Below are 25,172 nucleotides of genomic sequence, written 5' to 3'. Positions count from 1 at the left end.
CGCCGAGCCGGCGCGCGCCTTATTCCGCGGCCTGCTCCGGCACGATGCGCATGATCAGCTCCACGCGTCGGTTGGCGGCCCTGCCCGCCTGCGTGTCATTGCTCTCCAGCGGCTTGGTGTCGGCATAGCCCACGGCGCGCAGGCGCCGCGGATCGACGCCATCGCGTACCAGTTCGCGCAGCACGGAGGTCGCGCGGCTGGTGGACAGGTCCCAGTTGGACGCGAACTGGCGCGTCAGGATGGGCACATTGTCGCTGTGGCCCTCTACCGAGACCGGATACTTGCTGCGGTTGATCACCTCGGCCAGCTTCTTGATGAGCGGGCCGCCTTCGCTGCTGAGCGTGGCCTGCCCGGACGTGAACAACAGCTCATTGCTGATGCGGAAGCTCACCGTCTGGCGGTTGATCTGCACGTTCACGGATTTGCCCAGGTCCGTCAGGCCCAGTTCCGCCGCCGTGGGCATCTTGACCGGCGGCGCCGGTTTTTCCAGCGGCTCGGTGGGCGCCGTGGCCACGGCTTCCGGCGGGGGCGGATCCGGCAGGCGCGACCATTCCTCCGGGATCTTGGGCAGGTCGGCGGCCCACGGCTGCGCGGGAGCCGGCGGCAGCTTGGCCAGGCTGACCCCGGCCGCCACCTGCGGCGGCTTGGCGCCGGGGCCCGGGCCGATGCGCGTCAGGGCCAGCATGACCACGAACAAGGCCAGAAGCAGCGTGATCAGGTCCAGGTAGGTCATCAGCCAGTTGTCCGGCTCACGATCCAGCGTTTCAGGCACATGCCAGCGCTCGTAGCGGTTGCGGCGCGCCGTCTTGCTGCGCTCGCGCAGCCGGCGCTCTTCTTCCGCCTTGCGCTGTATGGCGATGTCTATCCAGGACGCGCGCGAGGGATTGGAACTCATGGCCGCGGCGATGGGGTCCGGTTACGCAGGCTGGCGGCGTCGGCTGCCGGCTGGCGCGCCAAGGTCGGGGACGCCCGCGTGGCGCCGGGCGTGGCGGGCCGCGCGGGCTTGGCCTTGGGCTTTTTCGGGGGCGCTTCGCGGATTTCGTCTTCCAGGTTCTGCATGAAGGAGTTGAGCGTCTCGCGCACCATCGCGGGACCGCGCCGCTCGCACATCATCGAGATACCCTGCAGCACCATATTCATCAGCACCAGCCGCTGTTCGGTGCGGCGCTCCAGCTTGATGGCGATGGGCTTGCAGATCAGGTTCGCCAGCAGGATGCCGTAGAAGGTGGCGATCAGCGCGATGCCCATCTGCTTGCCGATGACGTCCATGCCCTGCGAGCCCAGCACCGTCATCAGGTTCACCAGGCCGATCAGCGTGGCCAGCATGCCGAAGGCCGGCGCGAAGCTGGCCATGGTGCGGAACATCTGCGCCTCGGCCTGTTCGCGGGCGCGCATGCGGGCGATGCGCCATTGCAGCAGTTCGACGATCTGCTCTTCCGGCGTGTTGTCGATGATCAATTGCACGCCGGTGCGCAGGAAGGGGTTGGTGACCTTCTGCAGTTCGCGTTCGACGTTGTGCACGTCGGCGCTTGCCCAGCTATGGGCCAACGCCACCAGTTCGTCGATATCGCGCTGCGTGTCCACCTTCTCGTTGCGGAAAACCAGGCGCAGCAGCGGGACGATGCGGCGCACCTCCGTCATCGGGTAGCCGATGAACAAGGCCGCGGCGGTGCCCCCCAGCACGATGCCCAGGCCCGGCAGGTTGACGAAGGCGATGGCGTCGGGCGAAGAGGAGAAAATCGCGGCCGCCAGGGTGACGAGGGCGACGGCGATACCGATCAGGGTCGAAGCATTCATTCAAAGGGCCCATGTAAGGCGACCGGGCCGGGCCGCCGGGCCCGCCGGATCCCGCGCGGACGGCGGGACGGCATCATTCTAGTGAGGGGGCCGTCCGGCCAACGGCCGTAAAAAGGGCCGAAAACCCCCCGAAACCGGGCGCTTGGGCTCGCGGGCCCGGGCGGCGGGATCGCGTTGCCGGGGCGGCGCCGCGCGGGGGACGCCCGTGCTGACTGGTCCGGCGCCGCCGCGCATGCACCGGGCCGTCGGATTGGAGAAATCCCAATCGTATCAATGGCTTCACGCTGGAACCGAAACAGAAACTTTAAAGTAGTACGTCAACTCCGGACCGCCGCTGCCCCGGTCCCCAGTTTTTTTTCCTCGGCCCGGAAGGATCCGCCGGTCCCGCGCGTCTACCCCCGTATGACCCACTCTTCCGACAAGGGGATGCCATGACCAGGCTCCATATCCACCGGCGGCGCGCGGCCGCCTTGCTGCTGTCGGCCGCGGCGCTGTGCGCCGGCGCCTGGGCCGCCGAGGGCGACGAGGCCGCCTTCCTGGCCGAAAACAACGCCGCCATGGACCGCATGATGGCGGGAATGGAGGCCCGGCCCAGCGGCGATATCGACCAGGATTTCGTCGCCATGATGATCCCGCACCACCAGGGCGCCATCGATATGGCGCAGGCCGAGCTGCGCTACGGCAAGAACGAGCAATTGCGGCGCATCGCCCAGGAAATCATCGTCGACCAGCAGCAGGAGATCGCCGCCATGCGCCTGGCCCTGGGCCAGCCGCTGCCGCCCTCCACGCCAGCCCCGACCCAGCCCGACGCCGCCGCGCCGTCCGGAACGCCGGCGCCGCCCGCGATGGCGCCCGCCATGTCCATGTCCCATCACCACCACGATTGATTTCCCCAGGAGTGTCCCCGCAATGAAGCGCATCCATGTCTTGAATCTGCTGGCGGCCGCCGTGCTGGGCGCCGCCAGCCTGTCCACGCAGGCCGGCCAGGCGCCCGGCGCGGCCGGCGCCCCCGATGTGCCGGTGAGCCACCGGGACCGCGTCTACGCCGCCGAACAGTTCTCCAACACGGTGTCCGTGACGGACCCCGTCGACAACCGCCTGCTGGGCGTGATCCGCCTGGGCGATCCGGCGCCCGGCAACTTCAGTCCGCTGTATCGCGGGCAGGTGCTGGTGCACGGCATGGGCTATTCGCCCGACCATCGGACACTGGCCGTGGTGTCGATCGGGTCCAATTCGGTGACCTTCATCGACACGGCCACCAATACGGTCAAGCACGTCACGTATGTCGGGCGCTCGCCGCACGAGGCCTTCTATACGCCCGACGGCAAGGAAGTGTGGGTCACGGTGCGCGGCGAGAACTATGTCTCGGTGATCGACGCGGCGACCTACAAAGAGAAGACCCGTATCACCACGGCCGCGGGCCCCGGCATGCAGATCTTCTCTCCCGACGGCAAGTACGGCTATGTCTGTTCGTCCTTCAATCCCGAAACCGTGGTGGTGCAGGTCTCCAACCACCGGATCGTCGGCAAGGTGCCGCAGGCCAGCCCCTTCTGCCCCAACATCGCCGCTACCGCCGACGGCAAGCAGGTGTGGTTCACGCTGAAGGACGTGGGCAAGGTGCAGGTCTTCGATGCGCGCCCGCCCTTCACGCTGCTGAAGACGCTGGACACCGGTCCCATCACCAACCATGTGAACTTCGTCCGCAACCGGGCAGGCAGCTTCGCCTATGTGACCGTGGGCGGCCTGAACCAGGTGAAGGTGTTCCGCACCGACGACTACGCCCAGGTGGCGACCATCCCCGTCGGCAAGCTGCCCCATGGCGTCTGGCCCTCCGGCGACGGTACGCGCGTCTACGTGGGGCTGGAAAACGGCGACGCGCTGGCGGCCATCGATACGGCCACCAACACCGTCGTCGGCAATGTGCCCATCGGCCAGGCGCCGCAGGCAATCGCCTATGTCCCGAACGCGGTACCGCAAGGCGACGGCATGCAGAACCTGCAGCCGCTGGGGGTGGCGGGCCAGGCCGCACACCTGGTGCTGCAGGCGGTGCGGGACGGCAAGCCGCTGGCGTCGGACACGCCGCCCACGTCCGTCACGCTGTTCGACCAGGGCTTGCTGCAGGTGCTGCAGGCGTCCGCGACCGGCTTGCAGCCCAGGCATCCCTACGTGCTGGCCCTGGCCGACCGCGCGGACGGCGGCGGCACGCTGCAGCCCCTGGCCGCCTTCGTCGCCAATCCCGCCGGATCGGCTATCGTCAACGCCATCGGGCCCATCCGCCAGATCGTGCAGGACGACGCCACCGCCAAGGACGCGCGCCGCTATCTGGTGATCGCGCCGCAGACCGACGGCAAGACCGGCGCGCCGGTGCAGGTGCAGGGGCTTTGAAGCAAGGCGGCCGGCTATCCCCCAGGGGCGCCGGCCGGCGAACAGGTTGGCATCGCAACGGATAAGGAAGAACCTTGGACGATATGATGCGGCTGGTCGAGCCGCTGATTCCCGCCCTGCGCCGCTACGCCCGGGCGCTCCTGCGCGACAAGTCCCTGGCGGACGACCTGGTGCAGGACTGCCTGGAGCGGGTGATCGCCCGCTGGCACCAGCGGCGCGACGTGGCCGATACCCGCAAATGGGTCTTCGCCATCCTGCACAATCTGGCCATGGATCACCTGCGGCGCGCGCGTCCGCGCAATGCCGACCTGACGCTGGACCAGGTGGATGACGACGCACTGGCCGTGCGTCCCTCCCAGGAGGACGGCCTGCGCTACGGCGACGTACTGCGGGCCCTGGAACAACTGCCGGACGAACAGCGCAGCGTGCTGCTGCTGGTCTCCGTGGAAGACATGACATACGAAGAAGCCGCCAAGGTGCTGGATATCCCGACCGGTACCGTCACGTCGCGCCTGGCGCGCGCCCGCGAGAAACTGCTGCGCATCCTGCACGGCGCCATGACGGCCGGCGGCGGGCCGGTGGACGGCTTGCACGGCCAGGCGCGCGCCGTCCCGGGCCGCCCTGTACTGCGGAGAGTGAAATGAGCCAGGACGAATCCCCTATCCGGGAAGAGGACCTGCTTGCCTACGTCGACGGCGCACTGGACGGCCCGCGGCAGGCCCAGGTGCGGGATTACCTTGCCCGGCATCCGGATGTCGCGGCGCGGACCCGCGGCCATGCCGCGCTGCGCCAGCGCCTGCGCGAGGAACTGGCGCCCGTCATGGACGAACCCATCCCGCCGGAGCTCGACCTCAAGCGCATGGTCGAGGCCCACCGCCAACGCCGCCGCATTCCCTGGCGCATCGCCGCATCCATCGTGCTGGCGCTGGGCATAGGCGGGATAAGCGGCTGGAACCTGCGCGGCACGACCCAGGGGCCGTCGGGCGGCATCGCGGCGCTGGCGCGCGAGGCGGCGGCCAGTTACCGGGTCTATGCGGTCGACGACCGCCGGCCGGTGGAAATGCCCGCGGCCGACAAGACCCAGCTGGTCTCCTGGATTTCGCAACGCCTGGACCGGCCCATCGCCCTGCCCGACCTGGACGCGGCGGGCTATCGCTTCATGGGGGGCCGCCTGATCGCCACGGAACACGGGCCCGCCGGCCTCTTCCTGTACGACGATGCGCAGGGCACCCGCATCGCCATGATGGTCCGGCCGATGGCCGTCGAACGCGACACGCCGATGTCCGCGCACCGGCAAGGTGGCGTGGCGGGCTACGCGTGGTCCGACCAGGGACTGGGATATAGCGTGATGGCGCCATCGTCCCTGCCCGACCTGCACCCGCTGGCCGATGAAGTGCGCCGGCAGGTCGATGCCCCGTCCGGGCAGGGGTGACAAGGCAGCCCCGGCCGCCTTCGCTCGCCGTCTCAGAACTGGAAGTAAATGAATTCCGTGCGGCCGAAGACGCCGAACAGCAGGACGTAATAGCCCAGCGCGACGCCCGCGGCCGTACCGACCGCGGGCATGCCGGCCAGGCGGCGCAGGCGTTCCGGCCGGTAGACCAGGTGGTAGTCGACCGCCAGCAATAACAGCAGCGAGACGGCCAGGATGGCGATCTGGAACGCCGACAGGCCCAGGGTGTTGAAAACCCCGTAGGAGAACGCGCCCCCCGTACCCAGGTGCCGGAAGACCTGGACCGCGTCGGACAGCGAGCCCGCCCGGAAGAACACCCATGCGGCCAGTACCACCAGCAGCGTCCAGGCATGCGCCAGCAGGGTGGACAGGCGAGGCAGCGAGGCGGCCAGCCACCGCCGCGCGGCCGTATCGCGAAAGCCCCGTTCGATCGCCAACCCCAGCCCATGCAGCACCCCCCACACGATGAAGGTCCAGCCGGCGCCATGCCAGATGCCGCTGACCAGGAACACCACCAGGATGTTGCGTGCCGCGACGGGTCCGGCCCGGCGGCTGCCGCCCAAGGGCATATACAGGTAATCGCGGAACCAGGACGACAGCGAGATATGCCACCGGCGCCAGAACTCCGTCAGGCTGGCGGCGAAGTACGGCTGGCGGAAATTGACCATCAGCTCGCAATCCATGATGCGCGCGGCGCCCCGCGCGATGTCGGAGTAGCCGGAGAAATCGCAATAGATCTGTACCGCGAACAGGGCCGCGGCCAGCGCGTGGTATCCGCCGGAATACGCCCCGGGATTGGCGTAGATGCCCGCCACGAAGGGCGAAATGACGTCCGCGATGCACATCTTCTTGAACAGCCCATAGCCGATCAGCCACCCGCCGCCGACCAGGTTGTCGTAGCGGAAAACATGGGGCCGCCTGAACTGCGGCAACATATGCCCGCCCCGCTCGATGGGCCCGGCCACCAGTTGCGGAAAGAAGGACACATACTGGGCATAGACGATGAAATCCATCTCCGCGGGTATCCGCCGGTTGTAGACGTCCAGCGTGTAGCCCACGGACTGGAAGGTGTAGAAGGAAATGCCCACGGGCAGGACCAGGCCCAGCGCATGGGCGGGGATCTCGATGCCGAAGAAGCCGGTGATCCCCACGATGTTGGATATCGCGAAATCCAGGTACTTGACCGTCCCCAGGATGCCCAGGTTGATGGCCAGCGCCGCCGCCATGTACAGGCGCCGCCCCGGCTCCCCGCGCGCCCTTTCCATGGCCAGGGCCGTCGTGTAGTCCACGATGGTGGTGAACGCCAGCAGGATGGCGAAGGACGGACGCCAGCCCATGTAGAAAAGGTAGCTGGCGATCAGCAGCACCATGGGTTGCTGTCCGGGCCGCACCGTGAAGAACACGGCCAGGAAGGCGCCGAAGAAGGCCACGAACTCGAAGGAGTTGAATAGCATCAGTTCAGGACCCCGCTGTCGGCGACCAGGCGCGCCAGGTCATGCGTGTACGCCAGGGCCCCGGCGGGATTCAGGTGCACCGCGTCGGAGTAGTCCTTGGGCGGATAGATCCAGTAATCGGGCCCGATGACGCGCATGCCGGGATGGCCCGCGATATCCAGGGCGCGGCGCTCGTCGCCGGCCGGCGCCGGCGCCTGCGCATGGCGGCGCGTATTGCCCGGGACCAGGATGACCTTGAACCCGTACTGGCGCGACAGCCTGTCCAGCTCGTCCAGCACGAAGGACGCCGGCGGAATCGGCCGCGCAAGGAATTCGTCGGGATGGTCGCTGGGAATGGCGTAGTCGTCGGGCAGCTCGCCGCTGGGGAAATAGCTTTGCCCCTTGATGAAATACCAGCCGCGCTGCGCCAGCATGCGGTCGCGCTCGTGCCGGCCTTCCTCGTAGCGCTCGCGGAAGCGGAAATGGCTGGAGACGATGAAGGCGGTGATGTCGCGCGGCAGGTCGCGGAACGGCACCAGGGTATACAGGATGGTCTCGTCGTCGCGCAAGCGGTCCAGCAGGGTGGGCTTGGGCTTGTCGTCCCAGGCCATGGTCAGCAACACGTGGGTGGGTACGTTGCCCGCGGCCAGGGCCGCTTCCAGGATAGGCAGGATGCGGGCGTCGCCGGGCAAACCCAGGTTGTACGAACGCACGCCGGGCCGGAAGGCACCATCGAAGTCCTCGGGCCGGAAGCCGGCCAAAGTCTTGCTGTTGCCGAAGACCAGCACGCGCGCGCGATCCTCCGGCGAGAACAGCCGCCCTTTCACCAGGGACTGGAACTTGGCTTCCATGACGATGTCCGCGCCCGGCCGGATCATGGGAAAGGCGGCATAAAGGCCGTCCAGCACCGCCCACACCACCGCGGCAATCGCGAGGAAGCGCGCGGCCCGGCGACCGCGTGCATAGCCGCTTCGGCCGTTCTCTCGAACGGGAAGCGTCGCGCTCATGGCCTGCAGGGATTCCACGTTTTCTTCTTGCATGATGAACGTGTGTCCTCTTTTCGATCTGCCTGGACGACTCGATGCCCCGCGCATGCCTTAAGCCGGATGATGCCGGCCGTGGCGACGGCGACCGAGGCGGCGCCGATGCGTTTACATCCGGTCGACTCCGAAATGCCAGCATGCTGTCACGCCGGGTCTCATCCCTTCCATCCCCCAAACGAAGGGGAAAAGCAGCGGTCGCGGCCGTCATGTCGCTGTCATCGATGTGTCATAGCATGGCGCCGGAATCGCACAGGGAGCCGGATGTGGACGGGAAGCAGGCAGCCATCGACGAAGACCTGGTGCGGCGGATACATCGCGATCTGGCCGACCACTACGACGAAGAACTCGAACTGGAGCTGGAAGACCGCACCTTCGAGGAATTGCAGGGCCAGGCCGCCCAGCTGCCCACGGACGAGGAAAAGGCCTGGCGCCGCACCTATTTCCGCGAGCTGTTCCGCCTGCAGGGCGAACTGGTCAAGCTGCAGAACTGGGTGGTGGCCACGGGGCACAAAGTCGTTATCCTGTTCGAAGGGCGCGATGCCGCCGGCAAGGGTGGCGTCATCAAGCGCATCACGCAGCGCCTGAACCCGCGCGTGTGCCGCGTGGCCGCCCTGCCCGCGCCCAACGACCGCGAACGCACGCAATGGTATTTCCAGCGTTACGTGTCGCACCTGCCGGCCGCCGGCGAGATCGTGCTGTTCGACCGCAGCTGGTACAACCGGGCCGGCGTCGAGCATGTCATGGGCTTCTGCACGGACGAACAGTACGAAGAATTCTTCCGCACCGTGCCCGAGTTCGAAAAGATGCTGGTGCGCTCGGGTATCCAGTTGATCAAGTACTGGTTCTCCATCACCGACGAAGAACAGCACCTGCGCTTCCTGGGCCGCATCAACGATCCGCTGAAGCAATGGAAGCTCAGCCCCATGGACCTGGAATCGCGCCGCCGCTGGGAAGCCTACACGCGCGCCAAGGAAACCATGCTGGAGCGCACCCACATTCCCGAAGCGCCCTGGTGGGTGGTGCAGGCGGTGGACAAGAAGCGCGCCCGGCTGAACTGCATCAGCCACCTGCTGGCGCAGATGCCGTACCACGACATCGAACGTCCCGGCATCGTACTGCCCCCGCGCGAAAGGCATGCCGATTATGTGCGCCATCCCGTGCCGGCCCATATGATGGTGCCCGAGCGGTATTGAACGCGCCGTGCACAGTGGACGCGTCGCGCATGCGATGCGAACGCGCCGCCCTAGAATAGTTTCAGCTTTTTCAACAACAGCAGCATCCCCACGCCCAGCCCCAGCATCAGGCTCAACACCAGCCAGAACGCCCCCGGCCACTGCAGGCCCGGTACGTCCGCCATGTTCATGCCGAAGATGCCGGACACCAGCGTGCCCGGCATGAGGAGCGCGGTCAGGATGGACAGCACCATCAGGTTGCGGTTCATCTGCTCGGCCATCTGCGAGGCGATCTCTTCCTGCAACAGCTTGGCACGCTCGTACAAGGCATCGATGGCGCCGGCCAGGCCGTGCAAGGCGTCGATTACCTGGACCAGGCGGTCCTGCGCCTCGCTGTCGGCCCACGCATGCCCCAAGGTGCACAGGCGGCCCAGGATGTTGCGTTCCGGATTGATGTGGCGGCGGAACTCGGCCAGTTGCCGCCGCACGGCGCTGAGCGCGCTGCGGTCGGCCTGCTGGCGGTCGGACAGCACCGATGCCTCGATATCGTCGACCTCGTCGGTCAGCGCTTCCAGCCGTTCCAGGAAGCCTTCGTGCAGGCATTGCAGCAAGGCGGCCAGCAGCTCCAGGGTGCAGCCGTAGTCGGCGCCGTCCTCGACCAGGCGCCGCAGCCGGTCCGTGGAGCGCAGCGCCCGCGTGCGCACGGTGATCAGCCGCGTGCCGTCCATGAAGAAATGCAGCACGCCTTTCTCGTCGTCCTGCGCTTCCGCGTCCATCTTCAGGTCGACCAGCAGGCCATGGACGCCCTCGTCGGTGACATGCAGGCGCGGACGGCTGTCGCGGCCCGCCAGGAAGGCGCGCGCGGCTTCGGGGATGTCCTGGTTGTGTTCCAGCCAATCGTGTATGCGGCCGTCGGCCGACTTCAGGTGCATCCAGGTGAATTCGCCGGACGCGGCCGGCGGCGGGACCTGGATGTCGGCCCAGTTCAGGCGCCGCGGGGCGCCGCGGCCGAAGCGGAAGGCGCAGATCAGGCCGCCCGGCCCGTCGGCCAGGGCCAGCAGCCGCCTGCGGCTTTCCAGGGTGTCCGTGCGGACGGAAGTATCCATTGCGGCAGGAATGATGGGGTGTAGGGCGAGCGCCCGCGCCTGCGCGACCCGTGCGGCCGCGCAGGCGCCCATCAATACGCTGCGCGGATGACGGTGGCGTGACAGGCGCACGACGACAGCGGCACGACGACCGCGGGCACGATAAGGACCGACCGCCGGCACCCGCCGCTTCCCCGGATACCCGCGTGGCGCGGCGCGGTCAGCGCGCTGTCAGTCGGTGCCCGCTACGCTTGCGGCACCACGGCAGGCCATGCCGGCGCGCGGCGCCGGGCGTTTGCCGCGATACAACGACAAACGGAGACAAGATGATGGAAACCGGTTCGCGGTGGCGCCATGCCCTGCGTGGCGCCTTGACGGCCCTGGCATTGACGATGGCGACGGGGGGCGCGGCCGTCCGGGCGGCCGGACCGGCACAGGCGGCGGCGGGGCCATTGACGATACAGGCGCAAGGCAGCTTCTTCGTCGGTGGCCGCGACGTGCATTCGGACACCCTGTCCACGGCGCCGGGCCGCGGCGCCGACGGCACGATAACGGTGGACCAGATGTACGTCAGCTACCAGGTCCCACCGCATGCCAGGCGCTATCCCATCACGCTGATCCACGGCTGCTGCCTGACGGCCAAGACCTGGGAAACCACCCCCGACGGCCGCATGGGCTGGCAGGAGTATTTCGTCCGCAAGGGATACGCCACCTATACGATCGACCAGGTGTCGCGCGGGCGCTCTGCCTTCGATCCGTCCGCCATCAACAGCGTGAAAATGGGCAAGACTGCGCCGGACACCCTGCCGGCCCTGTTCGCCGCTGGCCACGAGGAAGCCTGGACGGTCTTCCGCTTCGGGCCGGAATATCCCAAGCCCTATCCCAATCTGCAATTCCCGCTGCAGGCGCAGGCCGAACTCTGGAAGCAACTGGTGCCGGACTGGTTCGCCGCCCTGCCCTCGCCCAATCCCACCGTGCCCAATCTTTCCCGCCTGGCCCAACGGCTGCACGGCACGGTGCTGATGAGCCATTCCCAGGGAGGCGTCTATCCCTTCCAGACGGCGGCGCTCAGTACCGAGGGCATAGCCGGTATCGTCGCCATCGAACCGACGGTATGCCCCGCCCCCACCGGCGACCTGCGCCCCTATACCAGGATGCCTATCCTGGTGGTGTATGGCGACAACGTCGAGATCGCCCCGCGCTGGGCGCCACGCCTGCGGAAATGCCGGGAATTCATCGATGCGGTCGCCAAGGCCGGCGGCAAGGCGCGGCTCGTGGAGCTGCCACAGGTCGGCTTCCGCGGCAATTCCCATATGTTGATGCAGGACGCCAACAGCCTGCAGGTGGCCGACTGGCTGCTGGACTGGATCGACCGCAACATCGAAAAGTCGTGACGGACAGGCGCGCGCCGCGCAGGAGACAACGATGCAAAGACGCCAACTGCTGGGATGGCTGGCCGCCGCGCCCCTGATATCGGCCGCCCGCGCCGAGGCGACCCAGATGCCGGTCGCCGTCAACCAGACCACCATAGAAAGCGGGCCCCTGTTGATCGGCAGTCCGCCCGGCATACGCGTGGTGCGCCTGCCCAATGGCCGGGCGGCGTCGGCACGGCTGGTGGCCGGCCAGGTCGACGCGGCCACGGGCAGCGAGACCCAGGCCACCCTGAGCGCCGTCCTGCGGCCGCAGCTGCGCGTGATACTGACGCTGGCCGAATGCCATTACCGCATGGTGGGCCGGCGCAGCGCCGGCATACACCGTATCGCGGACCTGCGCGGCAAGCGGGTGGCGTACACGCCGGCAACCTCGTCGGAGTATTTTCTGCGCGTCATGCTCGCCACGGCCGGGCTGGACCTGGCCGATATCGCACCGGTCAAGCTCGAGCCCGAGGCCATGCCGCCGGCCCTGGTACGGGGCCAGGCGGACGCCATGGCAATGTGGGAGCCGCACCCGCAGAACGCCATCGACGCGCTGGGCCAGGACGCCATTGTCATGACCGACCCGCGCAAGCCGCCGCATGCCTACTTCGAGCGGTTCAACCTGAACACGACCACGGCGGTGCTGAACGACCCGGCGCGACGCGCGGCGCTGGTACGCGCCATCCGCACCATCGCGGAGGTATCGCAGGAGCTGACCGCGCATCCGCGCAAGCACTGGCCTGCCCTGTCCCAGGCGGTCAATGCCCCCGTCTCCGTCATCGAGAAAGCCTGGCCGCAGTTCCGCTTTCCGGCGCGCCTGGATACGGAATCCCTCATCGCCGTCCTGACCGATATGGAGCCCTGGGCCGCCGGCGTGCAGAAGCGCGCGCCGCGCAGCCGCGGCGAGCTGGCCGCCATGCTGGATCCCGGCGTGGCGCGCGAAGCGGGACGCTGATGCCGGGATGGCGGCCACAGCTGTGCGGTTATCGACGCCCATGCGCCGTGCGGCCGGTCTTGGTCTAGGCACTCGGTAGCAATCCCTCGATGCGGGGGAGCGGCTCGCCCCCACCGGCGGGCCAGGCGAAGCGAACACGACGGGAAGTCGTCGCCATAGGGATGAAAGAAGCGGCGCAATCGCACGCCAAGCGCCTGCCGCGGCGCGCCATGGACGTATCCCTAAGGATCGTGCCGGCGCCGCGCCACGTCAGGCACTGAGCGTATTGGCAATTGTTCGGCGGCAACGCGCGCTGTGTAATCAGCGCCGGCGTGGCATTCCGCGCTTGCCGCCGGCCCGTTGCGCGCTATCGCGACGGCAACGCGAGCTTGACGCGTGAACGCATCCTGCCTGGGCGCGACCCGCCCGCGCAGGCCGCCGTCGCCCATTCCTGGATACGCCGAGGTCATCATCATGCGCAGCTCCTTGCATCGCCATGTGGCGCTTGCCTTCGTCTTGTCGGCCCCGCTTGCCGCCAAGGCGCAGACCGCCGCCACGATCCCCCCGACCTTCTCCGTTACGACGGAACAGATCTATGTGGTGAACACCCTGGATCAAGAGATCGTTTTCTACGTGGAATCCGAAAACACCCAAAGAACGGAATATCACCTGGCGCCCGGCAGCGCCCGCACCTTCAGCGGCGAACCCGGCGACAAGTGGCTGAACATCGAAATGCAGCGTGGCGTTTCGCCGGCAGGATCGGCCAACGTCGCCGCCACGCCAGCGGCCCAATAGCGCCGCCCCGCTCGGGCGGAGCCATCCTGCCCGGGGCTGGCCGGGACGTCATCCAGGCGACCGTCTCCGCGTCCCGACCGCCGGCACGCGGCACTGCCCTCTTCGCTTGGGCTTATGCAGGCGGCAATGCCTGCGTCGCGGCCGCCAATCCCTGCCAGCCCTGCCAGCCCACGTAAAGCCCCACCATTACGATGAGCAGGCCCGATACGTAAGGCGCCCGCCGCGCGAATTCACCGAATCCGCCCCAACGGCGCGATACGTGCCTGACGCTGAGCGCTGCCAGCGCGCCCGAGGCCACCATGGTCAGGGCCAGGCCGATGCTGAAGCACAGGACCAGCGTGGCGCCCAGCGTCAGCTTCTTCAGTTGCAGGCAAAGCAGCAGCACCGTGATCGAGGCCGGGCAAGGCACGAGTCCGCCCGTCAGCCCGAACAGCGCGATTTGCCCGGTCGTGACCTGGCGATGCGCGAAACGGCGCCGGATGTCCTGGGCGTGCGCGCGTTCATGGGCATCCTGGTGTTCCAGCACGGGGAAGCCCGGCGGCTGGCCATGATGACCGTGCTCATGGCTGTGACCGTGCTCATAGCCGTGACCGCGCTCATGGCTATGACCGTGATGATCGCAATGGCCATGTGCGGGCTGCCCGCCCCGCCAGGTACGCCACAGCATCCAGCCGGCCACGCCGACGATCAACACGGCCGAGGCGATCTGGAAATACGGCTCGCTGGTCCGCGCGTCCCAGTTCCGGCCGAAGTACAGGCCGGCCAGCGCGACAGCCCAGACCACCGCCGTATGCGACACCGTGGCGGACAGGCCCAGCAGCACCGCCTGCGCCATCGTCCCGCGTATGGCGACGATGAACGCCGCCATCATGGTCTTGGAATGCCCCGGCTCCAGGCCGTGCAGCGCGCCCAACAGGATCGCGCTGGGGATGAACAGCCACGCATTGCCCTGCTGCAGCAGGGTGGAGAACTCCGACATGGGGGACGGCCTGTGTGACATAAAAGAGCGGGCCAGTATACTACCCCCCAGTATCTGGCGGTTATGCTTGCGCCGGCATATCGCCCCCTTTTTCCACAGGTAGATTGCGACCATGGCTCACACCATCCGCGACAAGGCCAGGCTGCAGGCACGCGTCAGGCGCATCCAGGGACAGGCCGCCGCGCTGGAACGGCAACTGGACGCTGAGGCGGACTGCAACGCCGTCCTGCAGCAGATCGCCGCCATACGCGGCGCGGTCAACGGCTTGATGATGGCCGTCGTCGAAGGACACCTGACCGATCACGTCGTCAAGGAATCGCACGAAGCGCGGCGCCAGCAGGACCTGGAAGCCGTCATGCGCGTCATCAAGTCGTATCTGAAATGACGCGATAATGTGCCGCCGCCCCTTCGCCGCGGCACGCCACGCCAGAGACCGCCCAGCCATGCCAGCCAGACAAGATTCCCGCACGCCACAGGGCGTGGCCGCTACCCGGACGCAAGGCGGCATGCCCGCATGGCTGGAGGTGTTCCTGCTTTTCCTGCGCCTGGGCCTGACGTCCTTCGGCGGGCCGGTGGCGCACCTGGGCTATTTCCGCGGCGAGTTCGTCGAGCGCCGCAAATGGCTGGACGAACATGCCTATACCGATATCGTCGCCCTGAGCCAGTTCCTGCCTGGGCCGGCCAGCAGCAAGGTCGGCATGACCATCGGCCTGATGCGGGCGGGTTGGCCGGGGATGCTGGCGGCGTGGGTGGCATTCACCCTGCCCTCGGCCATCCTGCTCATACTGTTCGGGCTGGGCCTGGCCCGCTACGGTGGCATCGCCGATTCCGGCGTGGTGCATGGATTGAAGATCGTCGCCGTGGCCATCGTGGCCCAGGCGGTATGGGGCATGGCCAAATCGCTGTGCCCGGACCGTCCGCGCGCCATGCTGGCCGTCGCCGCCACGCTGTTGACGCTGGTACTGCCCACGGCCTTGAGCCAGATCGGCGCCATCGTGGCCTGCGCGCTGATCGGCGCCACGCTGCTGAGGCTGCCGCCGCGCCCCCTGCCGGCCACCATGGCCTTGAACGTGACGCGTCGTGCCGGGGTGGTCGCCATCGTGCTGTTCTTCGTCCTGCTGATCGGCCTGCCGCTGGCCGCCTCGCTTTCCGGGGACGTCCTACTCTCGCAATTCGCCGGTTTCTACCGGTCCGGTGCGCTCGTCTTCGGCGGCGGCCACGTGGTGTTGCCGCTTTTGCAGTCCACCGCGGTGGGCAGCGGGATGGTGACGAACCCGGATTTCCTGGCCGGCTACGGCGCTGCCCAGGCGGTGCCGGGTCCCCTGTTTACCTTCGCCGCCTTCCTGGGCGCCGTCTCGGCCGGCCCCTTGTCGGGCTGGGCCGGCGGGCTGGTCATGGTGGCGGCGATCTTCCTGCCCGCCGCCCTGCTGGTCGTGGCCGCCCTGCCGTTCTGGCACCTGCTGCGTACGCGGCCCGGCATCCAGAACGCCGTCGCCGGCATCAACGCGGGCGTGGTGGGGATCCTGCTGTCGGCCCTGTACAACCCCGTCTGGACCAGCGCCATCGGGTCGGCGCGCGATTTCGGCCTGGCCCTGCTGTGCTTCGCGCTGCTGGTGGTCATGCGCTGGTCCCCGCTGCTGGTCGTGGCGGTGGCCGCGGCCGGCGGCTGGCTGCTGGGCACGATGTCATGACTTCCGCCATGCCGCGCCTTCCCTTCGCTGACGCCTGCCGTGCCGGTACGCCCGTCCTTGCCGACGGTGGAATCGAGACCCGCCTGATCTACGAGTTCGGCGCCGACCTGCCGGAATTCGCGTCCTTCCTGCCGCTGTTCCGGCAAGATCGCGACGCGCTCGAGCGCATTTACCGCAGCTATCTGCGGGTGGCGGCAAGTTCCGGACTGCCCATGCAGATCGGCACGCCCACCTGGCGGGCCCATCCCGACTGCCTGGCGCGCCTGGGCTACGGACAGCCGGGCGACCTGGCGCGCGTCAATAGCGAAGCGTTCCGCCTGCTGGCCGGCCTGCGCGCCGGGATGGGCCTGGAAGACCGGGTGTATATCGCCGGGGTGATCGGCCCGCGCCGCGACGGCTACGATCCCGCCGGCGCGCCGGGCACGGAAGAAGCGCGGGCCTACCACGCGCCCCAGGTCCGGGTCCTGGCGGCGTGCGGGGTGGACCTGCTCTATGCGCCCACGTTCGCCTGCTTGCCGGAACTCCTGGGCGTGGCCCGGGCCATGGCGGAAACCGGCCTGCCTTATGTGCTGGCGCCCGTGCTGGGGGCGGACGGCCTGCTGCCGGACGGCACCCCGCTGGCCAAGGCCATAGACGCCGTGGACGCGCAGGTCTCGCCGCGGCCCCTGCACATCATGATCGGCTGCGTGCATCCCACGCGGGTCGGCGCCATGGCGGCGGCCGCCGGCGCCGCCGGCCTGCCGGCGCGGGTGGCCGGCCTGAAGGCGAATGCCTCGGCGCTGCCGCCGGAGGACCTGGACAAGCTGGACCACCTGGACGAAGGCGATGCGCGGGTGTTCGCCGCGCAGATGGCGGCCTTGCGCCGCGATCATGGATTGCGCGTACTGGGGGGTTGCTGCGGCACCAGCCACCTGCATATCGCCGCCCTGGCGGAAATCCTGAAAAACCAGGACGCCTGAAGGGCAAGCGGCCGGGCGCCGACCTTCGCGCCCCTTCATGCCGCCTTCGTGCCTCTGTCATGCCGCCTTCATGCTCCCTTCGTGCCCCCGTCGCCGCCGCTTCGGTGCACGCCGCCCGAAGGCGGCCTCAACCGGCTCGCAGCTCCAGCCCGTTGCCCTCCGGATCGCGCAGGTAAATGGACATGGCGCGGCCGGATGCCCCGTAGCGTTCCGCGATGTCGCCCACCGCCACGCCATGGGACAGCAGCTCGCCGCGGATCGCGTCGACATCGAAGTCGGCGACACGCAGGCAAAGATGATCCATATTGTTCCCCGAGCCCGTGGGCGCATCGCCGCCCTTCCGGCCCAGCGTCCCGGCCACATCCACCAGATCGATCAGCGAGGGGCCCGCCCGCAAATGGACCAGCCCCAGGTCGTCCTGCCGGTGCGCCACTTCGCAACCCAGCACGTCATGGTAGAAAGCAATCATCCGGTCCAGGTCCCGCACCCGCAGTACCACGTGGTCTATGCCTGTCGTTTTCATGGGTCTCCCAACCGCTGATGCCGCCATCGCGCATGGCTTGCCGCCATTCTATGCCCGACATGCGAACGTAAGAATCGGCGTGCTACAACGCGGCCGCTCCGCAACTTCGCATATCGTCGACAGATGAGTCTCTCGCAGCGTATCGCCGCCACCATCCTGCTTGCCTTTGTCTCGCTGCTATTCGTCGGCCTGTACGGCGTCCACAGCCTGCAGGACGCCGAAGCCCGTTCCGAAGCCTTCCAGGGCGACCTGCTGCCTTCGCTCGACACCTTGTCGCGGCTGCGCGGGCTGATCACGGCGGAACGGCTGACCCTGGCGCAGACCATTCTGTTCCAGGACGAGAAACGGCAGGCGGAGACGGTCCAGGCCCTGGCCGAAGAGGACCGGCAATTCGACGGACTGCTGCAGCAATATGCCGCGAACTACGTCAACGGCGACCAGGCGGACGCCGCCCTGGTGCGGCGCGACCGGGACGACCTGGCCGCCTACCGCCACGTCCGTGTCTCGCTGCTGGAGAAATCCCGGGCCCATGACGTTCCGGGCGCCCTGGCGGTGCTTGCGCCGGAGGGCGAGTTCTTCAAGACCGTATTCCGGCAGACAGCCGACCTGGACGGGCATATCGACTACGTCAAGCGCGTCGGTGGCGAAGTCCACGCCGACAACGTCGCCAGCTATCGCCGCACGGTGCACGTCTTCGAGGCCGCCATGGCCGCGGCCCTGCTGGCGCTCGTGGCCATGGGCGCGCGCATGTACACGGGCCTGCGCGACGGATTGAAAGGCATGCAGGCCACCATGCAGCGCGTCAACCGGGAGCTGGACCTGACCGCCAGGGCGCCGGTCCGGCGCATGGACGAGATCGGGGTCGCGGCGTCCGCCTTCAACGAATTGCTGGGCCGTTTTGCGGGCGTGCTGCAGGCGGTCCTGCGGGGCAGCGAGGCGGTCGGAACCGCCAGCGCGCAGATCTCCGCCGGCAATGCCGACCTTTCCGCGCGCACGGAAAGGCAGGCGGCGGCCCTGGAAGAGACGGCCGCCAGCATGACCCAGCTGGCGGAAACCGTGCGACAGAATGCCGACCGCGCACGCCAGGCAGAGACCCTGACCGCCTCGGCGGCCCAGCGGGTGGACGAAGGGCATCGCGCCGTCCGCGACATGGTGGCGACCATGGGCGTAATCAGCGCCCGTTCCGGCCAGATCGGCGATATCACCGCGCTGATCGAAGGCATCGCCTTCCAGACCAATATCCTGGCCTTGAACGCCGCGGTGGAGGCCGCTCGCGCGGGCGAACAGGGCCGCGGATTCGCGGTGGCGGCCGCGGAAGTGCGCGCGCTGGCCCAGCGGGCCTCCACGGCCGCCAAGGAAATCAAGGGATTGATCGGGGCTTCGGTCGCCAGCGTGCACGGCGGCTCGGCGCAGGCCCAGGAGATGGGCCATGTCATGGACGACGCCCAGGCCGCCATCCGCCATGTCGCGGCGGTGGTGGGAGAGATCGCCACGGCTTCGGCCGAGCAAAGCCAGGGCATCGGCCAGGTCACCCAGGCGGTGGGACAGATGGACGAAACCACGCAGCAGAACGCCGCGCTGGTGGAGGAAGCCGCCGCGGCGGCCACGTCGCTTCATGACCAGGCCGAATCGCTGCGCGCCGCGGTGGCGGCTTTCCGCTTGCCGGCGGGAGAGATGGATGGCCCCGGCCGCGACACGCCGCTTGATCCATGGGCGTCCCGGACAGCGCCGGTCATGTTGTCCGGCGCCTAGGCACGCGGCGCCGTCCGCGGTCTGGCGCGCCGGCGTCCGGGCTGCGCGAACCTGCGGATTCACTTTAACTTTGTGACGTCCGCACAGCCATATTGAGAAACTACTTGAAGATCGTGACATGCCGCCGGGCAAAGCAGGCGCGCTCTTGACAAACTACTTTAAAAACACCCGCAGCATGGCAAATTATCGCGGCGTATAGTCCTTAGAATTCAATGCTTTATGGCAGATTCTGAAGGCTTTTTCTCGAATCCGCCGCCACGATCCGGGGTGATATCGGGCAGTTCCAACCATACGGCGTCGCCCGGCCGCTGCCGCGGCCGCCGCGACGCCGTATCCGTCAGGAGTGGTCCAGCGGACTCGGCTGCGCGTGGATCTGCAGCCGGTAGATCCAGACGGGGTATTGCACCTCCATGCGGCCGCCATTGAAGTCCGGCGTGCGGTTCAACTGCGACGCCGGTATCCACAGATAGCCCTGGCGGTCGATCCACAGCGCATCGGCCCAGATCAGGCGGTCATCCTCGATCACGGTAGACACCTTGCCTTCCGGCGAAACACGCAGGATGCGGCGCTTGTCCGTGTCGGTCGTGTACAGATTGCCCTTGGCGTCGATGGCCGTGCCGCCGGTGCTCGGCGTATCCGCCCACTCCAGCTTCACCTGCGACGCGATGTCCTTCTCCGACGCGGACGGATCGTTCAGCACCCGCGTGGGAACGCGCGCCATCGGTCCGGAAGCCGGCTGGAAGTACAGCCATTGACCGTCCGGCGAGACCTCCAGCTGGTCGGCATGCACGCGTACGGGCTGGCCCTTGGCATCCAGCACCGCACGGCCGTCGGCGCGCAGGGGCCGCATCGCCGTGGTGGCGTTGTTGTTGTCCAGGACCCGGCGCGCCGCGCCGGTCTGCAGGTCCAGCACGATCAGGCCGGGCGCGCCGGCGTCGGTAATGTATGCGTAGCGGCCGTTGAAGCGGACATCGTCGATATAGCTATAAGGATGCACGGCCGCCGCCAGGTCGTAGGTCTGCAGCAACTGGCGGGTCTGCGGATCGAAGCGGAACAGCCGGGCGCCGCCCTTGACAGCCGGTTTGCCCATGCCGGGCGCGCCGGCGTCGACGATCCAGAGCTTGCCGTCCGGGCCCACGCGCAAGGCGTTCACGTGCACGAAGCCGGTACCGACGGTGCCTGGCGCCCAGGTCTGCGGTCCGTTCCAGCTGGCGTCGGGAAAGGGATAGGGACGCCCCTGCGCATCGAGCTCGGCCACTTGCATGCCGCTGCCATCCGCTTGGGGATAGCTCACGAACACGCGTCCCTCCGGGGTGGTCGTGACGCCATTCCAGACGCGCTGGCCCTGGAACATCGGCACCAGCGGTTCATTGCTCTCGGGGCGCGAGGCGCACCCCTGGATGACGGCGATCGCCAGGCAGGCGGCGGCCAGGCGCGCCGCGGTGGTGAAGGATTTTGCCAACCTCATTCGTATTCTCCTTGGACGGCGCGGCGGCTTCCCGCGCCGGATTGACAGAGGACGATGGGGTGCGGCAATGGCGCAGGCGCCGGCCGCGACCCATGCGGCGGCTGCTCTAGCAAACAGCGGGCCTTGGCGCCAAAACGAGGTAACGCAGTGCTACGACGCCTTAGCGCGATCCGCCGGCGCGCGGGGATTTCCTGGCGCCGGCCGCGCGCGATCCTTCCTTTTGGGACAGGATGTCCGCGCCGCTGGCCTGCTCCATCCAGGACAAGGCGTCCAGGTAGGAAAGGAAATACTGGAGGTAGTCGGGCGATACCTCGCCCATGAGCGACAGGGTGCGGTGCACCAGCAGGCTTGAGTTCAAGGGGCCGGCGTTCTCGGGCACGCGCTCGCGCGACTGCTTCAGCTGGCGCCGGGCGCTGTAGCGTGACCAGGTATCGCGGAAATAGTCCAGCAAGGCCAGGTCCGGATAGGCCGGCGCCGACGGCCTCGTGGCCGCCTCCGTGCCGTCCACGGCCGGCGCGCGGCCGGCCTGGAAGTCATCCAGCATCCGGGCCAGCGGGCCGGCCATCGCCGCGCCGGCCTGGCGTCCCGGCTCGCTTCCCGTCGTTTCCCCGGTGGGCGGACCGGCGCGGCTGCCGGCGGCCCCCACATCGCGCTGGTAGGCTTCGACGAGCCGCGCCAGCTTCCGGTCGAGTTCGCGGCGCGCGGGGCCGGTGCGCGCCGATGCGCGCCGGGCAAGCGCCTCGATGAAGTGGAAACGGACGGGGCTGATCCTGTCGGCCCCCTGCTCGCGCCACGCGTCCAGCATGGCCGAAACGTCGGGCGGCGCCGGTTCGGGGGCGGCGGCGCTATTCACCGGCGCCGCCTCTTTCGACGGGCTTCTTCGCCGTGGATGCCGGCGGCCCGGCCTGGCCGGCAGCGGGCGCTGCCCCCGTCACCGGGCGGGCGGCGCCCTGTCCGGCCTGCCGGGGCACCGGAGCGATCTCCACGCGCCGGTTCTTCGCCCTGCCCTCCGCATCGGCGTTGGACGCCACGGGATGTTCCGCGCCGAAGGCCGCCGCGAACACGGATTCGGCCGGCAAGCCATCGTCGATCAGGGCGCGGGTCACCGTCAGCGCCCGCTGCGCGGACAGCTCCCAGTTGTCGGCGAAGCCGCGGGTATTGCCGTGCACGGGCTGGTCGTCGGTAAACCCGCTGACCATCAGGATCTCGTCGCGCGTGCGCAGATAGTCCCCCAGCGGCTGCGCCAGGCTCTTGATCAGCTCCACGCCCTCCGGCTGCAGCTGATTCGAATTCAGCGCGAACAGCACGCTGCCGCTGATGCCGATGCGGCCGTTCACCAGGGTGATGCGGCCGGCGGCCAAGGGCACGGCCAGCGCCTGTTCCAGGGTCTGGCGGCGCTGGGCCTCGGCCTGGCGCTGCTTGACTTCCTCGTCCAGCTTGGCGGAAAGCTGCAGCTGCACGCCGACCAGGCCGACCAATATCAGCACCAGCGCGCCCAGCGCGGCCGACATCAGGTCGCCGAACACCGCCCAGGCGGGAACCGATGGCTCGACGCCGCCGTCGATATCGTCGCTCATGCCGCTTCGCTACCCGCCGAGGCCCGCCCTTCGGCCAGCTGTCGCAGGTCTTCGATGATCTGCTTCTGGGACATCACGCTCAGGTCGATGGCTTCGCGCGCCTGGGCGACGTAATAGGCCAGTTGCTCGTCGCTGCGGGCCAGGGACTTCTCCAGCGCGCCCTCGATGCGCGCCAGATGCGCCATGAGCTTTTCGTTGGAGTCGCCGAAGGCCTGTACGGCGGCGCCGAAGGCTTCGCCCAGGCTGGCGACTTCCACCACGCTGCCGGTGATCTGGCCGGCGGCCTCGGCCAGCTTGGCGGTCTCGGCCTCCAGTGTGTCCGTGAACTGGCCGCCGACGCGCGCCAGCAGGTCGGCGGACGTCGATACCAGGGCGTCCACGGCCTGGCGCTGTTCGGTGGACGCCCGGTTCACCGCGTCCAGCAGCGTGCCCAGCGTATCCAGCAGGCGCCCGCGTTCCTCCAGCATGGCGTTGTCGCGCACCATGCTGTCCGACAGTTTCTGGCGCAATTCGGCCACGACATCGGCGGCGGCCTTCGGCGCTTCGGAGGCGGCCTGGACCAGGCGCTCGATCTCGGCGATGGTGGCTTGCGCGTGCGCCTGCGTCTGGCTGGCGATGTCCCGCGCGGCGCGCGACAGGGCATCGCAGATTTCCTGCTGCCGGGCCGCGGTGCGGGTACCGGTTTCCTGCCATTGCGCGGCCAGGTCCGTAGCGATGGCGTCCAGCGCGCCGGTCCAGGCCTGCAAGCGCTGCTGGTCGCGCGACTCCAGCGCGGCCTGCTGCTGCGCCTGGGATTGCTCCACCGCCTGCAAGAGCGCCGCCGAATGGCCCTCGAAGTTCCGCAGCAGCGAGGCGGCATGGGCCTCCAGCCCTTCGCGCAGGCCGCGGGCCTGGTCCTGCACGGCGGCCAGCACCGTGGCCGAATGCCCGTCCAGCTTGCCCATCAGGGACGCGGAATGCCCCTCGGCCTTTTCCAGGACCGCGGCCGAATGGCCTTGCACCGCCTGCAGCATGGCGGCGGAATGGCCTTCCACCTTATCCAGCACGGCGGAGGAATGCGTCTGTACCTTGTCCAGGAAGGCAGAGGAATGTCCTTGCAACTGCGCCAACAGGGACGAGGAATGCTGCTCGAAAGTGGCCGTGGCCGCCGCCAGGGCCTGCTGGTGCGTGTGCGCCAGCTGCCCATTGGCTTGCTCCTGACGCGCCAGCGCATCCGTCCACGCCTGCGCCATGCCGGCGGTGGCGGTGTCCAGCCTGGCCGCCACGCCATCGACCAGGCCGGCGGAACGCTGTTCGAAGGATTGCGCATAGCGCTCCAGCATGGCGCGCAGGTCCTGCGTCAGCGTCTCGCTGGCCTGCTGCTGTCGCGCCAGCGCCTGGTTCCACAGATCGCCGACGGTGGCCGTGGCCGTCTCCAGGCGCGTCGACAGGCCGTCCAGCTGGCGCTGCACCGCATCGGCCACGGCGTCCTGCTGCCGCTGCATGGCCTCGGCAAGGGTGGCGTGCTGCTGTTGCGTGGCCTGCGTCACCGTCTCGTACTGCCGCGCGGCTGCCCGCGCGATGGCATCGTGCTGCTGCTGCGCGGCCTGCGTAATGGTCTCGTGCTGACGGGATACCGCCAGGGTCACGGTCTCGTGCTGGCGCTGCACCGCCTCGGCCACGGTCTCGCGCCAGGCGGCGGTTTCGCGCGCCAGGCCGGCCATCGCGGCTTCTACCACCGGCTGCAAGGCCGCGCCGGCCAGGCGGGCGCTCTCGGCGGCGCTTTCTTTCAAGGTCCGGTCCACCGATGCGGCCAGGCGCGCATAGGCGGCCTCGGTCTTGTCGTGGAAAGCCTCCTGGCCCGCGCCCAGGCGGGCATTCAGGGCGTCCTGCCCCGTGGCCAGGCGCTGGTCCAGCGCCGCCTGTCCGGCGGCCAGCCGTTCGCCCAGCGCGGCGCTCTGGCGCTCCATGGCGGCCATGCCGGCGGCCAGTTGCTCGTTCAAGGCCTGGTTGCGCTGCTCCATGCCCGCCATCAGCGTCTGCAGGCGGTCGACCAGCAGCGGCATCGTTTCGGCCTGCCGCTGCAGCACGCGGAAGGTTTCCTCCCGGTGATGGGCGCGCGTGTGGCCGCGCAGCGTGGTGGCGATGCAGGCATCCAGTTGCTGCGCCGCCCCGATGCGCTCGCGGCGGCACAGGGCCGAAAGCAGGCCCAGCATCGCGGACGTCGCCACGCCGGCGACCGACGTCCCGAAGGCAAAGCCCAATCCCTTGACGGGCGCGGCCAGCGAAGCGCGGATGGCCTGGAGATCGGTGGCGCTTTCCAGCGCGACCCCGGTGCCGCGCAGGGTCGCCACCATGCCCAGGAAAGTGCCCAGCATGCCCAGCAGGACGAGCAAGCCGACCAGGTAAGGCGTCAGTGCCGGGCCGGGCAGGCCCACGCGGTCGCCTTCCACGCGCAGCCGCACGGGACTGCGCAGCGTCGGATGCAGCGCGTCGAGCCAGCCCGCCAGGCTGGGCGGCGTATCGGACAGCCGGCCCAGCGCGTCCCGCAGCGAGGCGGTCGCCTGGTGATAGCGTCGCAGCTCCCAGGTGCCCGCGACGTAAACCACGCCTATCAGCGCCGTCATGGCCAGGGCCAGCGGATTGGAGCCGATGTAGCCCGCCCCGATCCAGCCGACGACGGCCAGGCCAACGAGAAAAACAGCGATATAGAGAATTCTGATCATGACGTCCCG

At 68.6% G+C, this 25,172-nt stretch carries 23 protein-coding genes; 12 read left to right on the top strand and 11 right to left on the bottom strand.

Annotation, left to right across the window (positions count from 1 at the left end; all coding sequences use genetic code 11):
* Positions 1-19: 19 nt before the first annotated feature.
* Entirely contained in the window at positions 20-895 is an 876-nt protein-coding gene (locus BAU06_RS12840; protein ID WP_082988184.1) for an OmpA/MotB family protein, read from the bottom strand.
* Positions 892-1,797 (bottom strand): motility protein A, encoded by a 906-nt coding sequence (locus BAU06_RS12835; protein ID WP_066349711.1) that lies wholly within the window; start codon positions 1,795-1,797, stop codon positions 892-894. The genes BAU06_RS12840 and BAU06_RS12835 overlap by 4 nt, the downstream gene beginning before the upstream one ends.
* Before the next feature lie 431 nt (positions 1,798-2,228).
* Here BAU06_RS12835 and BAU06_RS12830 point away from each other — a divergent pair, with 431 nt between their 5' ends.
* The 4 genes from BAU06_RS12830 to BAU06_RS12815 all read left to right on the top strand — a co-directional run bounded on the left by BAU06_RS12830 (position 2,229) and on the right by BAU06_RS12815 (position 5,614).
* The gene (locus tag BAU06_RS12830) at positions 2,229-2,684 is read left to right on the top strand and encodes a DUF305 domain-containing protein (RefSeq protein ID WP_066349710.1); all 456 of its coding nucleotides are present in this window, start codon (positions 2,229-2,231) and stop codon (positions 2,682-2,684) included.
* Between the two features lie 22 nt (positions 2,685-2,706).
* On the top strand, positions 2,707-4,182 hold the full coding sequence (locus BAU06_RS12825) for a YncE family protein (protein WP_066349706.1): 1,476 nt from the start codon (positions 2,707-2,709) through the stop codon (positions 4,180-4,182).
* Positions 4,183-4,265: 83 nt separating this feature from the next.
* Complete coding sequence (locus BAU06_RS12820) at positions 4,266-4,826, top strand: RNA polymerase sigma factor (RefSeq protein ID WP_082993870.1); 561 nt, start codon at positions 4,266-4,268, stop codon at positions 4,824-4,826.
* Complete coding sequence (locus tag BAU06_RS12815; protein WP_066349694.1) at positions 4,823-5,614, top strand: anti-sigma factor family protein; 792 nt, start codon at positions 4,823-4,825, stop codon at positions 5,612-5,614. The genes BAU06_RS12820 and BAU06_RS12815 overlap by 4 nt, the downstream gene beginning before the upstream one ends.
* Positions 5,615-5,646: 32 nt before the next feature.
* On the opposite strand, the gene BAU06_RS12810 is transcribed toward BAU06_RS12815, so the two are convergent.
* Both BAU06_RS12810 and BAU06_RS12805 read right to left on the bottom strand, forming a co-directional pair.
* Positions 5,647-7,086, bottom strand: coding sequence for an MBOAT family O-acyltransferase (locus BAU06_RS12810; RefSeq protein WP_066349689.1), 1,440 nt, complete (start codon positions 7,084-7,086; stop codon positions 5,647-5,649).
* On the bottom strand, positions 7,086-8,105 hold the full coding sequence (locus BAU06_RS12805; RefSeq protein WP_066349688.1) for a hypothetical protein: 1,020 nt from the start codon (positions 8,103-8,105) through the stop codon (positions 7,086-7,088). The genes BAU06_RS12810 and BAU06_RS12805 overlap by 1 nt, the downstream gene beginning before the upstream one ends.
* Positions 8,106-8,371: 266 nt before the next feature.
* On the opposite strand from BAU06_RS12805, the gene ppk2 reads away from it, so the two are divergent.
* Positions 8,372-9,301, top strand: a complete 930-nt coding sequence (ppk2, locus tag BAU06_RS12800; protein WP_415834861.1) for a polyphosphate kinase 2 — start codon at positions 8,372-8,374, stop codon at positions 9,299-9,301.
* A gap of 50 nt (positions 9,302-9,351) precedes the next feature.
* On the opposite strand, the gene BAU06_RS12795 is transcribed toward ppk2, so the two are convergent.
* Positions 9,352-10,386: a CorA family divalent cation transporter gene (locus BAU06_RS12795; protein ID WP_066349683.1), complete on the bottom strand. Its 1,035-nt coding sequence runs from the start codon at positions 10,384-10,386 to the stop codon at positions 9,352-9,354.
* Positions 10,387-10,691: 305 nt separating this feature from the next.
* Here BAU06_RS12795 and BAU06_RS12790 point away from each other — a divergent pair, with 305 nt between their 5' ends.
* The 3 genes from BAU06_RS12790 to BAU06_RS12780 all read left to right on the top strand — a co-directional run bounded on the left by BAU06_RS12790 (position 10,692) and on the right by BAU06_RS12780 (position 13,509).
* On the top strand, positions 10,692-11,759 hold the full coding sequence (locus BAU06_RS12790; protein WP_082988183.1) for an alpha/beta hydrolase family protein: 1,068 nt from the start codon (positions 10,692-10,694) through the stop codon (positions 11,757-11,759).
* A 31-nt stretch (positions 11,760-11,790) separates the two neighbouring features.
* Complete coding sequence (locus BAU06_RS12785; protein WP_082988182.1) at positions 11,791-12,735, top strand: ABC transporter substrate-binding protein; 945 nt, start codon at positions 11,791-11,793, stop codon at positions 12,733-12,735.
* Positions 12,736-13,188: 453 nt separating this feature from the next.
* The gene (locus BAU06_RS12780) at positions 13,189-13,509 is read left to right on the top strand and encodes a hypothetical protein (RefSeq protein WP_156770220.1); all 321 of its coding nucleotides are present in this window, start codon (positions 13,189-13,191) and stop codon (positions 13,507-13,509) included.
* A gap of 112 nt (positions 13,510-13,621) precedes the next feature.
* Here the strand turns inward: BAU06_RS12780 and BAU06_RS12775 are convergent, their stop codons facing one another.
* Positions 13,622-14,488: a nickel/cobalt efflux transporter gene (locus BAU06_RS12775; RefSeq protein WP_066349679.1), complete on the bottom strand. Its 867-nt coding sequence runs from the start codon at positions 14,486-14,488 to the stop codon at positions 13,622-13,624.
* Positions 14,489-14,600: 112 nt separating this feature from the next.
* On the opposite strand from BAU06_RS12775, the gene BAU06_RS12770 reads away from it, so the two are divergent.
* Genes BAU06_RS12770 through BAU06_RS12760 form a run of 3 tightly spaced genes read left to right on the top strand, consistent with a single transcriptional unit; the run spans position 14,601 to position 17,138 of the window.
* The gene (locus BAU06_RS12770) at positions 14,601-14,873 is read left to right on the top strand and encodes a metal/formaldehyde-sensitive transcriptional repressor (protein ID WP_066349678.1); all 273 of its coding nucleotides are present in this window, start codon (positions 14,601-14,603) and stop codon (positions 14,871-14,873) included.
* Between the two features lie 58 nt (positions 14,874-14,931).
* Positions 14,932-16,179: a chromate efflux transporter gene (gene chrA, locus BAU06_RS12765; RefSeq protein WP_066349675.1), complete on the top strand. Its 1,248-nt coding sequence runs from the start codon at positions 14,932-14,934 to the stop codon at positions 16,177-16,179.
* A gap of 8 nt (positions 16,180-16,187) precedes the next feature.
* Positions 16,188-17,138 (top strand): homocysteine S-methyltransferase family protein, encoded by a 951-nt coding sequence (locus BAU06_RS12760; RefSeq protein WP_197509501.1) that lies wholly within the window; start codon positions 16,188-16,190, stop codon positions 17,136-17,138.
* A 127-nt stretch (positions 17,139-17,265) separates the two neighbouring features.
* Here BAU06_RS12760 and BAU06_RS12755 read toward each other — a convergent pair whose 3' ends face one another.
* Complete coding sequence (locus BAU06_RS12755) at positions 17,266-17,661, bottom strand: VOC family protein (RefSeq protein ID WP_066349672.1); 396 nt, start codon at positions 17,659-17,661, stop codon at positions 17,266-17,268.
* 123 nt (positions 17,662-17,784) lie between these two features.
* Between BAU06_RS12755 and BAU06_RS12750 the strand changes: the two genes are divergently transcribed.
* Complete coding sequence (locus BAU06_RS12750; RefSeq protein ID WP_066349670.1) at positions 17,785-19,413, top strand: methyl-accepting chemotaxis protein; 1,629 nt, start codon at positions 17,785-17,787, stop codon at positions 19,411-19,413.
* A gap of 337 nt (positions 19,414-19,750) precedes the next feature.
* On the opposite strand, the gene BAU06_RS12745 is transcribed toward BAU06_RS12750, so the two are convergent.
* The 4 genes from BAU06_RS12745 to BAU06_RS12730 all read right to left on the bottom strand — a co-directional run bounded on the left by BAU06_RS12745 (position 19,751) and on the right by BAU06_RS12730 (position 25,163).
* A complete protein-coding gene (locus BAU06_RS12745; RefSeq protein WP_082993660.1) occupies positions 19,751-20,881 on the bottom strand; it encodes an L-dopachrome tautomerase-related protein in 1,131 nt (376 codons plus the stop codon).
* 160 nt (positions 20,882-21,041) lie between these two features.
* The gene (locus BAU06_RS12740; protein ID WP_231934056.1) at positions 21,042-21,734 is read right to left on the bottom strand and encodes a DUF2894 domain-containing protein; all 693 of its coding nucleotides are present in this window, start codon (positions 21,732-21,734) and stop codon (positions 21,042-21,044) included.
* A complete protein-coding gene (locus BAU06_RS12735) occupies positions 21,727-22,458 on the bottom strand; it encodes an OmpA family protein (RefSeq protein ID WP_082993659.1) in 732 nt (243 codons plus the stop codon). Before BAU06_RS12735 ends, BAU06_RS12740 begins: the two co-directional genes overlap by 8 nt.
* Positions 22,455-25,163 carry a DUF802 domain-containing protein gene (locus BAU06_RS12730; RefSeq protein ID WP_066349667.1) on the bottom strand — a complete coding sequence of 903 codons (2,709 nt, stop codon included), beginning with the start codon at positions 25,161-25,163 and terminating at the stop codon, positions 22,455-22,457. The genes BAU06_RS12735 and BAU06_RS12730 overlap by 4 nt, the downstream gene beginning before the upstream one ends.
* Positions 25,164-25,172 lie beyond the last annotated feature (9 nt).

This window comes from Bordetella bronchialis (assembly GCF_001676705.1).
In the GTDB taxonomy this organism is placed as follows: domain Bacteria; phylum Pseudomonadota; class Gammaproteobacteria; order Burkholderiales; family Burkholderiaceae_B; genus Bordetella_C; species Bordetella_C bronchialis.
The sequence above is the reverse complement of the archived record's forward strand: the minus strand, read 5'-3'. Positions and strand labels throughout refer to the sequence as shown.